Here is a 13442-nt window from a genome sequence, read left to right on the forward strand (position 1 = left end):
AATTACAAGAATCCAGGAACCGCCACGGGCGGATCCTGTCCGAACCCGACGATCCGGGGGTTCGGATGACGTCCCCGCAGCCGGATACCATGCAGACAAAACACTTCGGTTCCGAACCAAAGAGGGGCACCCCGTGAAGTTCTCGGTCGAGCGCGACGTACTGGCTGAAGCAGTCACCTGGACTGCCCGTTCGCTGTCACCGCGGCCTCCCGTCCCCCTGTTGTCCGGACTGCTCATCAAGGCGGAGAACGGTTCGCTGTCCATCGCAAGCTTCGACTACGAGATCTCCGCGCGCCTGACCATCAGCGCAGATGTCCTCGAGGAGGGCACCACCCTGGTCTCCGGCCGTCTGCTCGCGGACATCTGCCGCTCGCTGCCCTCCGCTCCTGTGCAGCTCGAGGCCGACGGCGGCAAGGTCACCCTCACGTGCCGTTCCGCCAAGTTCAACCTCGCGGCCATGCCCGTGGACGACTACCCCCAGCTGCCCGGACTGCCGGACCTGTCCGGCGTCGTGGCCGGGGACGAGTTCGCGCACGCCGTGGCACAGGTCAACATCGCGGCGTCCAAGGACGACACCCTGCCGATCCTCACGGGCATCCGCATGGAGATCGAGGGCGAGAAGATGACCCTGCTGGCCACCGACCGCTACCGGTTGGCCATGCGGGAACTGACCTGGCGGCCCTCCGATCCCACGATCTCCACGGCGGCCCTGATCAAGGCCAAGACGCTCAACGACATCGCCAAGACCCTGGGATCCTCCGGGGACGTGAACATCGCGCTCGCTCAGAACACGGAACTCGTGGGATTCGAATCCGGCGGACGACGCACCACGAGCCTGCTGATCGACGGCGAGTACCCCAAGATCCGCTCGCTGTTCCCGGATCACACACCGATCACCGCCGTGGTGAAGACCTCGGAACTCGTGGAAGCGGTGCGCCGCGTGTCCCTCGTAGCCGAACGCAACACCCCCGTGCGGCTCGCTTTCAGCGAGTCCCGGGTCGCGCTCGACGCGGGAACCGGGGAGGACGCCCAGGCGTCCGAAATTCTGGACGCCCAGCTCAACGGGGACGACATCACCGTGGCCTTCAACCCCACCTACCTCTCCGAGGGACTGCACGCGTTCGACTCCGACTACGTCCGGTTCTCGTTCACGGCACCTCCGAAGCCGGCCGTGCTCTCGGCCCAGAGCGAGCCCGACGGCGAGGACAGCGTGGACTACAAGTACCTGCTCATGCCGGTGCGTCTGCCCAACCAGTGATCGTGTGTTCGTAGACCACCTGTCGCTCGCCAACTTCCGGACCTACCCCGGTCTGGACCTCCCACTCGCCCCGGGTCTCACGGTGTTCGTGGGACCCAACGGTGTGGGCAAGACCAACATCGTGGAGGCGATCGACTGGGCCGCGACCCTGGGCTCCCACCGCGTCTCGGGCAACGGACCGCTCATCACCACGGGATCGGACCAGGCGATCATCCGGGTACGCGTCAACCGCGGGGGACAGCGCACAGTCCTCGAGTACGAACTCAACGCCGCGCGGGCCAATCGCGTGCGGATCAACCGGGCGGCCCCGGTCCGCGCCCGTGAGGCCCTGGGGACCCTGCACACCGTGTTGTTTTCCCCGGAGGACCTGACCCTGGTCAAGGGGGATCCGTCCCACCGGCGGCGGTTCCTGGACGATCTCGCCACGGCCATGCGGCCGGTGCTCGGTGCCGCGCGCTCGGACTACGACCGGGCGCTGAAGCAGCGCAACGCCCTGCTGAAATCGGCGCGGCGCTCCCGGGGGTTCTCGGACTCGGATCGTGCGACGCTCGCGGTGTGGAACGACCAGCTCGCGCGCGCCGGCGCGGCCGTGATGGGTGCGCGGTTGCAGTTGCTCAAGGCTTTGGAGCCCGAGGTGGACCGGGCATACCAACAGCTCACGGACGGACCCAAGCACGTGTCCCTGGGCTACGAGAGCTCGTCCGTGGCACCCGGTGCCGATCAGGAAGCGCTCGAACACTTCTCGGTCACGGACCTCTACGAGCTCATGATGAATGCCTTCGAGCGCATGGCACGTCATGAGCGGGATCGCGGGATCACCCTGGTGGGACCGCATCGGGACGACCTCGTGATCCGGCTGGGCGACACCCCCGCCAGGGGCTACGCGTCCCACGGGGAGACCTGGTCCACGGCCCTGGCCCTCCGCCTGGGCTCGTGGTATGTCCACCTCGCCGACGATCCGGCCCGGGGTTCGGCGCCCGTGCTGATCCTGGACGACGTGTTCGCGGAACTGGACGCGCGCCGTCGACGCCGCCTGGCCGAGCTCGTGCGGCAGGCCGAGCAGGTGCTCGTAACCGCCGCGGTGGACGAGGACCTACCCGCGGCGCTGCTCGAGGACTCGCCCACGGTGATCGAGGTAGAGCCGGGGGCGGTATGGAACCGCGCAGCGTCGTCGGCCGAGCCCGAGCCCGAGCCCGGACCCGAGCCCGGGTCCGGCGGGAACCAGAACGCTCCCCAGGCGGAGCAGCCGTGAGCGAGCCCGTGCATCGCGACGTCGTGGACGCGGCGGCCGTGGCCCTGCAACGGGCCCGGAAGGCCGCCCGCGACCGCGGGGACACGCCCCTGTCAAAGGCGGCCGCGGCCAAGAACATGCGCGCCTTCGGCACGGCCATGGAGGAGGGAACGGGCTCCCCGGCATTGCGCGCGCGGGACCGCTACGGCGTGGATCCGCGGCAGCTCGGGGGCTTCTCGGGACCGGGGCGTTCCGCGCGGGACCCCCGAGCGCTGTCCACCGTGGTGGACGCGCTGATGACCCACAGGGGCTGGAAGACGCCCGTGAACGTGAGCAGTGTGCTCGCGGACTGGCCATCCCTCGTGGGGGCGCGCAACGCTGAGCACACGTGGCCCGAGAGTTTCGAGGACACCGTGGTGCGCGTGCGCTGCGACTCCACGGCCTACGCGACCCAGCTGCGGTTGATCCAACCCCAGATCATCAGGAAGTTCTCGGACAAGCTGGGGGAGGGGATCGTCACGCGGCTCGAGATCCACGGTCCCGTGGGGCCGAGTTGGAAACGGGGGCGCTGGTCGGTGCAGGGCAGGGGGCCGCGGGACACCTACGGGTGAGCTGAAAGCGCCAAAAACGCGCCAGAAGCGCGCGAGGCGCACCGCACCCCGAAAATGGGTCCACCCAGCGCGGCGGGGCTCCGGGGCGTCTGCGGGCCGTCCAGCGCTTCATGCGGTAGAATGGGAAGCCAAAGATCTTCCCGTCCCGCCAGCCGATGAGCCGCGAGCCGTCTCATCGGCTGTATTCATATGGGCCGGGTGATGATCGCCATCGATTACGCAGGAGGACCGGAGACCCCGTGGCTACAGAGGATCCCCTACAGCACGAGTACGGCGCGAGCGACATCACCGTTCTGGAAGGCCTCGAGGCGGTCAGGAAGCGCCCGGGGATGTACATCGGTTCCACTGGCCCCCGCGGCCTGCACCACCTGGTCTACGAGGTGGTCGACAACTCCGTGGACGAGGCGCTCGCGGGGTACTGCGACCACATCGAGGTGACCCTCCAGTCGGACGGCGGCGTGCGCGTGAGCGACAACGGCCGCGGCATCCCGGTGGACATGCACCCCACGGAGGGCAAGCCCACCGTGGAGGTCGTGATGACCATCCTGCACGCCGGCGGCAAGTTCGGCGGCGGTGGCTACGCCGTGTCCGGCGGTCTGCACGGCGTGGGCATCTCGGTGGTCAACGCCCTGTCCCGGCGTGTGGACACCGAGGTCCGCCGGCAGGGCTACGTCTGGCGGATGAGCTTCGCGAACGGCGGCCACCCCCAGGGTGAGCTTGAACGCGGCGAGCAGACGGACGAGACCGGGACCACCCAGGTCTTCTACCCGGACCCCGAGATCTTCGAGACCGTGGATTTCGATTTCGAGACCCTGCGGGCGCGGTTCCAGCAGATGGCGTTCCTCAATAAGGGTCTGCGGATCACGCTCACGGACGAGCGTGTCACGGACGAGACCGGCGAGGAGATCGCGGGGGAGTCCCCCGTGGACGCCTCCGGTCCGGTCGAGGGACAGGACGGAGGGACGGTCGGCGCGGACGACGCCGCTGTCCACGCCCACGCGGGCGCCCGCCGGGTGGTCTACTGCTACGAGCACGGGTTGCTGGACTACGTCACGTTCCTGAATTCGGCCAAGAAGGTCGATCTGATCCACGACGACGTCATCTCGCTCGAGGTGGACGACCCGGACAAGAAGATGTCCCTGGAGCTGGCCATGCAGTGGACCACGGCGTTCAACGAGTCCGTGCACACGTACGCCAACACCATCAACACCCACGAGGGCGGCACCCACGAGGAGGGCTTCCGCACCGCGCTGACCACGCTCATCAACCGCTACGCGCGGGAGAACAGGCTGCTGCGCGACAAGGACGACAACCTCACGGGCGAGGACGTGCGCGAGGGGCTCACCGCGGTGATCTCGATCAAGCTCGCGGAACCCCAGTTCGAGGGGCAGACCAAGACCAAGCTGGGCAACTCGGAGGCCAAGACCTTCGTTCAGCGCGAGATGTTCGACCTGTTCGGGGCGTGGTTGGAGCGCAACCCCAACCCCGCCAAGGACATCATCCGCAAGGCGATCTACGCGTCCCAGGCGCGGTTGGCCGCGCGCAAAGCACGCGAGACCACACGACGCAAGGGCCTGCTGGAGTCCGGGGGCATGCCGGGCAAACTCAAGGACTGCTCGTCCAAGGACCCCACGGTCTCCGAGATCTACATCGTGGAGGGTGACTCCGCGGGTGGCTCCGCCGTGCAGGGCCGCGATCCCGCGCACCAGGCGATCCTGCCGCTGCGCGGGAAGATCCTCAACGTGGAGCGGGCCCGGTTGGACCGGGCGCTGTCCAACGCGGAAGTGCAGTCCATGATCACAGCCTTCGGCGCGGGGATCGGTGACGACTTCGACATCGAGAAGGCCCGCTACCACAAGATCGTGCTCATGGCGGACGCGGACGTGGACGGTCAGCACATCACCACCCTGCTGCTCACGCTGCTGTTCCGGTTCATGCGTCCGCTCATCGAGCACGGGTACGTGTACCTCGCGCAGCCGCCGCTGTATCGCATCAAGTGGTCCAACGCGCCGCACGATTACGTGTTCTCGGACGCGGAGCGCGACGCCGCCCTGGCCAAGGGTCTCGCGGAGAACCGCCGGCTGCCCAAGGACAACGGCATCCAGCGTTACAAGGGTCTGGGCGAGATGGACTACACCGAGCTGTGGGAGACCACCATGGACCCGGAGCACCGCACGCTGCTGCAGGTCACCATGGACGACGCCGCCGCGGCGGACCAGGTGTTCTCGGTCCTCATGGGCGAGGACGTGGAGTCCCGCCGCGAGTTCATCCAGCAGAACGCGAAGGACATCCGCTTCCTGGACATCTGAGCATGTGACGCCCGGAATATTCCGGCGCGAGTATGAACGATGATCCCGGGGACGAGAGAAGGAAACAGCAACCCATGAGTGACGAGACGCAGGACGGCAACGGCCCCGTGGGCCCGCAGGACGCACCCGAGGCCGGCGACGGCGTCGTGACCGACGAGGTGGCGATCACGGGCGACCGCGTGGAGCAGATCGATCTCCAGACGGAGATGCAGCGCTCCTACCTGGACTACGCCATGGCGGTGATTGTGGGGCGCGCGCTGCCGGACGTGCGGGACGGTCTCAAGCCCGTGCACCGGCGGGTGCTCTACACGATGTACGACGGCGGTTACCGCCCCGATCGTTCGTTCAACAAGTGCGCGCGCGTGGTGGGCGACGTGATGGGCAACTACCACCCGCACGGTGACTCCGCGATCTACGACGCCCTGGTGCGACTGATCCAGGACTGGATCATGCGCTACCCGCTCGCGCTGGGGCAGGGCAACTTCGGTTCCCCCGGTAACGACGGCGCCGCGGCCCCCCGGTACACCGAGACCAAGATGGCGCCTCTGGCCATGGAGATGGTCCAGGACATCCACGAGGACACCGTGGACTTCCAGGACAACTACGACGGCAAGCAGCAGGAACCCGTGGTGCTGCCCGCGCGGTTCCCCAACCTGCTGGTCAACGGCTCCTCCGGCATCGCGGTGGGCATGGCCACCAACATCCCCCCGCACAACCTGCGCGAGGTCGCGGACGGCGTGCAGTGGTACCTCAAGAACCCGCACGTGGACCGCGAGACCCTGCTCGAGGAACTCATCAAGCGGATCAAGGGTCCGGACTTCCCCTCCGGGGCGCAGATCCTCGGCCACAAGGGCATCGAACAGGCCTACCGCACCGGTCGTGGTTCCATCACGCAGCGCGCGGTGGTCAGTGTGGAGGAGATCCACAACCGCACGTGCCTCGTGGTCACGGAGCTGCCGTACCAGGTCAACCCGGACAACCTGGCCATCAAGATCGCGGACCTCGTCAAGGAAGGGCGGGTCCAGGGCATCGCCGACATGCGCGACGAGACCTCGGGGCGCACGGGTCAGCGGTTGGTGATCGTGCTCAAGCGGGACGCCGTACCCAAAGTCGTGCTCAACAACCTCTACAAGCACACGCAGTTGCAGGAGAACTTCTCCGCCAACATGCTCGCGCTCGTGGACGGGGTGCCCCGGACGCTGTCCCTGGACGCGTTCGTGCACCACTGGGTCACCCACCAGATGGAAGTCATCGTCCGGCGCACCACGTACCGCCTCAAGCAGGCGCAGGAGGAAGCGCACATCCTGATCGGCCTGCTCAAGGCCCTGGACGCCCTGGACGAGGTCATCGCCCTGATCCGGCGCTCGCCCACCGTGGAGCAGGCACGCACCGGGCTTATGGAGCTGCTCGAGATCGACGAGGCCCAGGCCCAGGCGATCCTCAACATGCAGTTGCGCCGCCTGGCCGCGCTCGAACGGCAGAAGATCCAGGACCGGCACGCCGAGCTGCAGCGGTTGATCGCCGAGTACGAGTCGATCATCGCGTCCGAGGAGCGTCAGCGCGAGATCATCTCGGAGGAACTGCAGGGCATCGTGGACCACTACGGTGACGACCGCCGCACCGAGGTGCTCTACGGCTTCGACGGGGACGTCTCCATGGAGGACCTCATCCCGCAGGAGCAGGTGGTCGTGACCATCACGCGCGACGGCTATGTCAAGCGAACCCGCGCGGACGAGTACCGCGCCCAGCACCGAGGTGGCCGCGGCATCAAGGGCGCGCAGTTGCGCGGCGACGACGTCGTGGAGCACTTCTTCGTGACGAGCACCCACAACTGGATCCTGTTCTTCACGACCCTCGGGCGCGTCTACCGCGTCAAGGCCTACGAGTTCGTGGAGGCCGGCCGGGACGCCAAGGGCCAGCACGTGGCCAACCTCATGGAGTTCCAGCCCGAGGAACGCATCGCCCAGGTCATGGAGCTGCACTCCTACCAGGACGCCCCGTACCTCGTGCTCGCGACCCGCAACGGGTTGATCAAGAAGTCGCGGCTCACGGACTACGACACCAATCGTTCCGCGGGCGTGATCGCGATCAACCTGCGCGAGAACGACGAGTTGGTCTCGGCCATGCTCGTGAACACTGACGACGACGTCATGCTGATCTCGCGCCTGGGCCAGTCCCTGCGGTTCACCGCTGACGACGACGCCCTGCGCCCCATGGGTCGCGCGACCTCCGGTGTCACGGGCATGAAGTTCCGCCCCGGGGACGAGTTGCTCTCCGCCAACGTGGTCAGCGACGACTCCTACGTGTTCGTGGTGACCGAGGGCGGCTACGCCAAGCGCACGAGCGTCCAGGAGTACCGCGTGCAGGGTCGCGGTGGCCTGGGCATCAAGGTTGCCAAACTCGCCGAGGTCCGCGGTGGCCAGGTGGGCGGGTTGATCGTGGGCGAGAACGACGAGGTGCTCGTGGTCATGGAGAGCGGCAAGGTCGTGCGCTCCAACGTGAGCGAGGTCCCCGCCCGCGGCCGTGACACGATGGGTGTGATCTTCGCCAAGCCGGGTCCCAACGACGCCATCGTGGGGGTCGCCCGCAACGCCGAGCGGGAGATCGAGAAGGAGGTCGCGGAGGAGGATGCCGCCGAGGCCACCGGGCCGAGCGACGTCGCCCCCGGCTCCGCGATGGACTCCCCCGAAGCCACGACCGCGGACGTCCCCGCGGGCCAGGACGGTGCCGACGCCGCTGCGCCGGTCTGTGACGACGATGCAGTAGCGTTGGAGCACAACGACAACGGAGGTGACGCATGAGCGCGAGCTCAGCCTCGAAGGCGGGCCAGCCCGTGAAGACTTCTTCCCCCCAGAAGCCGTCCCCGCAGAGCGCCAAGAGCTCCGGCAAGGGACTCGTGCGACCCGCCCCCCGGGCCAAGGTGCGCCGCGCACGGCTCGTGGTGTCCAAGGTGGACACGTGGTCCGTGCTCAAGCTGGCCTTCCTGCTCTCCGTGGCGCTCGGGATCATCACGGTCGTGGCGTCCCTGGTGCTGTGGATCGTGCTGAGCCTCACCGGGCTGTTCGACGGGATTAACGAACTGCTGTCCATGCTCGGCGGCAGCGCCGGGGGAACGGACATCAAGCGGTTCCTCTCGCTCGGCAACGTGGCCCTGTTCGCCACGATCATCTCCGTGGTCAACGTCATCCTGCTGACCGTGCTGTCCGTGCTCGGGGCGCTCGTGTACAACATCGCGGCGTCCCTGATCGGGGGCATCGGGGTGACCCTGACCGACGACTGATCCCGCGGTCCGTCCGATTTTGTGCGGCGGATGAAACTCCGGTAAAGTCTTGGCGTGGCCGATCAGAGGACGATTCTGGCGGTGCACGCTGAGGGCGTATAGCTCAGACGGTTAGAGCGCTTCGCTGATAACGAAGAGGTCCCAGGTTCAATTCCTGGTACGCCCACCCATCGAATTCCCGCCAACCGCGAGATGATCTCGTTCGGAGGGTCCCCATGAAGGCACGAATCGCAGCCCTGGCCGCACTGGCCGGCTTGTCCGTGGCAGCCTTCAAGTCCTGGCGCGAGGCGGAAGCCAAACGAGAGGCGTGGAATTCGGCCGTGGACCCCGTGGACTGACCGTCCCGGTACCGCGATCCGCGTTCTGCAGGATCAGCACTACAATTGAACACGGGGCCTTAGCTCAGTTGGTAGAGCGCCGCCTTTGCAAGGCGGATGTCAGGAGTTCGAATCTCCTAGGCTCCACATCCGAGAACCCCCGGGGACCGCAGCGCCGGTCCCCGGGGGTTCCTTCGTGCCGGGCCTGTTCCTGCTCCGTGCTCATCCGCTTTCATCCGGTTCGTCCTGGCCCGGTTCCTCCTGTCCCCGGCTTTGCGTGCGCGTCCCCGGTCCTCGGCGGGGACACACCAGCCATACTTCGCCACCGAAGGAGTGTGGCGCACCCCGCGTGAAAGACTGCATGAGCACAACTGTGACCTGATTCATGCCCGAAGTGTGGAGCCCCCCGATGCGCGACAAGACCCCGCTGCAACCCCTTCCGTCCATCGACCCCGATGAGTCGTTGGAGAAGGTCAAACGGTGGCAGCTGATCGGTCCCGGTCTCGTGGTGGCGGCCACGGGCGTGGGTGCCGCGGACATGGTGGCCACGCTGACCGCCGGCTCGCGCTACGGCTACACCCTGTTGTGGGCAGTCATCGCGGGCACGATCATGAAGATTGTGCTCGTGGAGGGCGCCGGTCGGTACTCGCTCGCGAGCGGGCGCACCATTTTCGAGGGTTGGCGCTCCCTGGGCCGGTGGACGTCCTGGTACTTCGGTCCGTACATCCTGATCTGGGGATTCGTGTACGGCGCCACGGCCATGTCCTCCTCCGCCCTGCCGCTCGCCGCGCTGTTCCCCATCCTGCCCCTGTGGGCGTGGGCCATCCTCATGGGCCTGATCGGGTTCGTGATCGTGTGGGCGGGGCGCTACGCGGTGATCGAGAAGATCACCGCGGCCATGGTGGGGATCATGTTCCTGGTCATGGTGGGGCTCGCGATCATCACCCTGCCCAACATCCCTCAGATGCTTACCGGGCTGATCCCCGTGATCCCGCAGGGCGGTGTGGTCTACACGCTCGCGTTGGCCGGCGGCGTGGGCGGCACGATCACCCTCGCGGCTTACGGTTACTGGCTGCGGGAGAAGGGCTGGCACCAACCGCGGTGGATGCGCGTGATGCAGCTCGACAACACCGTGGCCTACACCGTGACCGGTATCTTCGTGCTCGCGATGCTCGTGGTGGGTGCCGAGGTCCTCTACTCCGCCGGCTATGCCATCAGCGCCGGGGACAAGGGCCTGCTGGACCTGGACCGGGTGCTGCGCGACCGCTACGGGGACGTCATCGGCATCGCGTTCCTCGTGGGGTTCTGGGCGGCCTCGTTCTCCTCGGTGGTGGGTGTGTGGTCCGGGGTGTCCCTCATGTTCGCGGACTACTGGGGCAACATCCGCAAGAAGCCCAGCGGCCACCCGGACACCCGCAACGGCGGGAAGTACTTCAAGTTCTACCTGCTGTGGCTCACGTTCCCGCCCATGCTCCTGCTCCTGTTGGACCGGCCCGTGTTCCTCATCCTGCTCTACGGCGTGCTCGGGGCACTGTTCATGCCGTTCCTGGCGGTCACGCTGCTGGGACTGCTCAACACGTCCCGCACGCCCAAGCGCTGGCGCAACGGTGTGTTCACCAACGCGGTCCTGGTGGTCTGCGCCGTGCTGTTCATCATCCTGGGCGTCTACCAGATGTGGGACACGGTCTCCGACATCTTCTCCTGAGTCCCACCGCACGGGGCCGCGGGTCTCCCCGCACGGCCCGTGCGTTCGCAGCGAACGACTCATGAGTTCCTTCCATGTAGCCCGTGCGCTCGCCATGCACGGGTTCGTGTGTTCATTCCGGTACGACGACGGCGCCGCACCCCCGAAGGGATGCGGCGCCGTCGTCGTGCGGGTCACGCGCGGTCGACGCGCGAGAACCGGCTCAGTGCTTGGGATCGCCCGGGTTGTGCTTGGAGCGGTTGTCCGGGGTGCCCATGTCGTCCGTCTTGGAGCCCTTGATCTGCTCCTTGACCTCGTTCACGGTCTGCTTGGCGTCCTCGGCCACGGACTTCACGCTGTCCGAGGCGCGGTGGGCGGCCTGGGACGCGGTGCCCGCCTTCTGGGCGGAGGAGGTGGGGTCCTTGACGTCGTCCACCTTCACACCGGTGCCGGCGGCGACCGTGGAGTTCGTGTTGACCGGGGAAGCCGAGACACGCGGGGAGGCCGTGACGGGGGTCTTCCAGGGGTCCTGCACCGGGCGGGACGCGCGCCACGCGGCCACACCGGCCACGCCACCGGCGGCGAGGAGACCGAGGAGCAGCAGACCCTTGTGGCCACCCTGGGCCTTCTTCTGCTGCTTGGCGTATTCCTTGGCCGAGTTCTTCGCGGCCTTCTGGATGCGCTTGACGGTCTTCTTGTCACCGGTCAGCTTGGCCACGAGGGCGTCGAACTGGTCCGAGGTGTCCGCGTGGGCGACCTTGGAGGCCAGCGCGGCCACGGCGCCGGAGTACTTGTCCTGCGCCACGGCACGGCCCTCGGCGGTCTTTTTGGCGGCCTTCGCGGCCATGGGGGCGGCGGCAGCGGCACCGGCGGCCTTGGCCTTCTCGCCGCGGTGCTTGATGTCCTCACCGAGGTTCTGCGCCTTGCCCAGACCGTCCTGGACGTAGGGACCCGTGGCCTCCACACCGCTCGCGAGGGCGGACGCACCCGCCTGCACGCCGTGCTGCAGCTTCTCCCCGAGCTCACCGATCTCGCTGGAGAGCCAGTCCCCAGCGCTGACGACCTTGGACTCGGCGTTCTTCCTGGCGTGCTCGGTCTGCTTCTGGGCCTTGCTCTTGAACAAGCTCATTGTGTGTCCCTCCTACAGTGGTGACCGTAAAAATCTCCACCTTCAGCATACGGTCTGACAACCCCGGGATTCCTGGGGAAAAGCGACACCCCAGCCCTTTTCACTGTGCGCTGAACACCTCGGGAGCGTTCTGCCGACCCCGAGGACGCCGTGTCACAATGTGAATCATGACTTCCGCTATCGCCACGCACAAGGCCACCATCCACACCAACCACGGGGACATCGTGGTGGACCTTTTCGGCAACCACGCGCCCAAGACGGTCAAGAACTTCGTGGGTCTCTCGGACGGCACCCAGGAATGGGCGGACCCCCGCACGGGTGAGAAGCAGAACGGCCCGCTCTACAAGGACGTCGTCTTCCACCGCATCATCAAGGACTTCATGATCCAGGGCGGGGACCCGCTGGGCCAGGGCATCGGTGGCCCGGGCTACAACTTCGACGACGAGATCAGCCCCGAACTGAACTTCAACGCCCCGTACATGCTGGCCATGGCCAACGCCGGTACCCGCAACGGCCGCGGCACCAACGGCTCCCAGTTCTTCATCACCACCGCGCCCACCACGTGGCTGCAGGGCAAGCACACCATCTTCGGTGAGGTCGCGGACGACGAGTCCAAGAAGGTCGTGGACGAGCTCAACAACGTGCGCACCGGCGGCCAGGACCGTCCCGTGGAGGACTGCGTGATCACCTCCATCGACATCGAGAAGCTCTGACCCGCAGCTTTCACGCCCGGCACGAAGCCCACCCGGTCCCCGGGTGGGCTTCGTCCGTATTCGAGCCCCGTCCAGCCGCCCCGCCCACTCCCGGAGGATGACCATGACCCACCACCCCGACGACCCGCCGGACCACGGACGGCCCGCCGGCGCCCCGGACGCTCCCGCCCCGTGGAGCGGCGCGCCCGTTCCCGCCCCGCGGTACGGGCAGTACGTCCACGGTCAGCAGTCCGCCCACCCGGGTGGCGCGCCACGCGGCGGGTACGACGGCGCTGCGCCGCGCCGTCGTCGCAGCCCCCAGCGCGTCGGGGGCATGCCCGTGACGTGGACGCTCATCGGGATCTGCGTGGTCATGTGGGGCCTGCAGTGGCTCACGAGCCTGTTCACGCCCTATAGCCTGACGAGCATCCTGGGATACGCTCCCTCGCTCACGGACACCCAGCCGTGGCGGATGCTCACGAGCGGTTTCGTCCACGCGATGCCCTCACCGCTGCACCTACTGCTCAACATGTACACGCTCTATCTCTTCGGTCGGATGCTCGAGCCGCTGCTGGGGACCTGGCGGATGGCCGTCCTGTTCGTGGTGTCCGTGCTGGGCGGATCCGTGGGAGTGCTGTTGCTCGGTGATCCGTGGGTGCTCGTCATCGGGGCGTCCGGCGGCGTCTTCGGGCTCTTCGGCGCCATGTTCGTGTTCATGCGCCACTTCAAGAACAACATCACGCCCATTGCGGTGTTGATCGCGATCAACCTGGCTTTCGGTTTCTTGGTGGGCGGCATCGCCTGGCAGGCGCACGTGGGCGGGTTGATCGCCGGTGGTCTCGTGGCGCTCGCCATGCTGCCGGGGCTGCGTCGCCGACTCTGACCGGGCCCGGCCGCAAGCAGGGAAAGCTCTCCCGTTCCGCCGGATCCG

General features: G+C 67.3%; 11 protein-coding genes and 2 tRNA genes. 12 read left to right on the forward strand and 1 reads right to left on the reverse strand.

From position 1 onward, the window contains the following. The first annotated feature begins 133 nt into the window (after positions 1-133). From dnaN to ACW9PK_RS05830, 10 genes are all read left to right on the forward strand, one after another. Positions 134-1258 carry a DNA polymerase III subunit beta gene (gene dnaN, locus ACW9PK_RS05785; protein WP_064845488.1) on the forward strand — a complete coding sequence of 375 codons (1125 nt, stop codon included), beginning with the start codon at positions 134-136 and terminating at the stop codon, positions 1256-1258. 4 nt (positions 1259-1262) lie between these two features. Then, positions 1263-2510, forward strand: a complete 1248-nt coding sequence (recF, locus tag ACW9PK_RS05790) for a DNA replication/repair protein RecF (protein ID WP_457017009.1) — start codon at positions 1263-1265, stop codon at positions 2508-2510. Beyond that, entirely contained in the window at positions 2507-3100 is a 594-nt protein-coding gene (locus ACW9PK_RS05795) for a DUF721 domain-containing protein (protein WP_064845489.1), read from the forward strand. The genes recF and ACW9PK_RS05795 overlap by 4 nt, the downstream gene beginning before the upstream one ends. Positions 3101-3339: 239 nt before the next feature. After that, positions 3340-5409 (forward strand): DNA topoisomerase (ATP-hydrolyzing) subunit B, encoded by a 2070-nt coding sequence (gyrB, locus tag ACW9PK_RS05800; protein ID WP_085107213.1) that lies wholly within the window; start codon positions 3340-3342, stop codon positions 5407-5409. A 74-nt stretch (positions 5410-5483) separates the two neighbouring features. Next, on the forward strand, positions 5484-8210 hold the full coding sequence (gene gyrA / locus ACW9PK_RS05805) for a DNA gyrase subunit A (protein ID WP_457017012.1): 2727 nt from the start codon (positions 5484-5486) through the stop codon (positions 8208-8210). Next, positions 8207-8689, forward strand: coding sequence for a DUF3566 domain-containing protein (locus ACW9PK_RS05810; protein WP_457017014.1), 483 nt, complete (start codon positions 8207-8209; stop codon positions 8687-8689). The genes gyrA and ACW9PK_RS05810 overlap by 4 nt, the downstream gene beginning before the upstream one ends. 92 nt (positions 8690-8781) lie before the next feature. Further along, a tRNA-Ile gene (locus ACW9PK_RS05815) sits at positions 8782-8855 on the forward strand. Positions 8856-8904: 49 nt separating this feature from the next. Beyond that, the gene (locus ACW9PK_RS05820) at positions 8905-9027 is read left to right on the forward strand and encodes a hypothetical protein (protein WP_255359867.1); all 123 of its coding nucleotides are present in this window, start codon (positions 8905-8907) and stop codon (positions 9025-9027) included. 53 nt (positions 9028-9080) lie between these two features. Continuing rightward, positions 9081-9153: transfer RNA gene (locus ACW9PK_RS05825), tRNA-Ala, on the forward strand. Between the two features lie 262 nt (positions 9154-9415). Next, positions 9416-10711, forward strand: a complete 1296-nt coding sequence (locus tag ACW9PK_RS05830) for an Nramp family divalent metal transporter (RefSeq protein WP_064845492.1) — start codon at positions 9416-9418, stop codon at positions 10709-10711. Positions 10712-10913: 202 nt separating this feature from the next. Here ACW9PK_RS05830 and ACW9PK_RS05835 read toward each other — a convergent pair whose 3' ends face one another. Then, on the reverse strand, positions 10914-11819 hold the full coding sequence (locus ACW9PK_RS05835) for a hypothetical protein (protein WP_098053827.1): 906 nt from the start codon (positions 11817-11819) through the stop codon (positions 10914-10916). Between the two features lie 167 nt (positions 11820-11986). On the opposite strand from ACW9PK_RS05835, the gene ACW9PK_RS05840 reads away from it, so the two are divergent. Both ACW9PK_RS05840 and ACW9PK_RS05845 read left to right on the forward strand, forming a co-directional pair. Then, complete coding sequence (locus ACW9PK_RS05840) at positions 11987-12532, forward strand: peptidylprolyl isomerase (protein WP_064845494.1); 546 nt, start codon at positions 11987-11989, stop codon at positions 12530-12532. A gap of 103 nt (positions 12533-12635) precedes the next feature. Then, the gene (locus ACW9PK_RS05845; RefSeq protein WP_457017017.1) at positions 12636-13394 is read left to right on the forward strand and encodes a rhomboid family intramembrane serine protease; all 759 of its coding nucleotides are present in this window, start codon (positions 12636-12638) and stop codon (positions 13392-13394) included. The last annotated feature ends 48 nt before the right edge of the window (positions 13395-13442 follow it).

Source organism: Kocuria sp. MNB10 (assembly GCF_054073685.1).

Excerpts from the sequence above, each read along its gene's own strand:
- gyrA (WP_457017012.1), top strand. The coding sequence starts at position 5,484 with ATGAGTGACGAGACGCAGGACGGCAACGGCCCCGTGGGCCCGCAGGAC.
- ACW9PK_RS05840 (WP_064845494.1), top strand. The coding sequence starts at position 11,987 with ATGACTTCCGCTATCGCCACGCACAAGGCCACCATCCACACCAACCAC.
- ACW9PK_RS05810 (WP_457017014.1), top strand. The coding sequence starts at position 8,207 with ATGAGCGCGAGCTCAGCCTCGAAGGCGGGCCAGCCCGTGAAGACTTCT.
- ACW9PK_RS05835 (WP_098053827.1), bottom strand. The coding sequence starts at position 11,819 with ATGAGCTTGTTCAAGAGCAAGGCCCAGAAGCAGACCGAGCACGCCAGG.
- ACW9PK_RS05845 (WP_457017017.1), top strand. The coding sequence starts at position 12,636 with ATGACCCACCACCCCGACGACCCGCCGGACCACGGACGGCCCGCCGGC.
- ACW9PK_RS05830 (WP_064845492.1), top strand. The coding sequence starts at position 9,416 with ATGCGCGACAAGACCCCGCTGCAACCCCTTCCGTCCATCGACCCCGAT.
- ACW9PK_RS05820 (WP_255359867.1), top strand. The coding sequence starts at position 8,905 with ATGAAGGCACGAATCGCAGCCCTGGCCGCACTGGCCGGCTTGTCCGTG.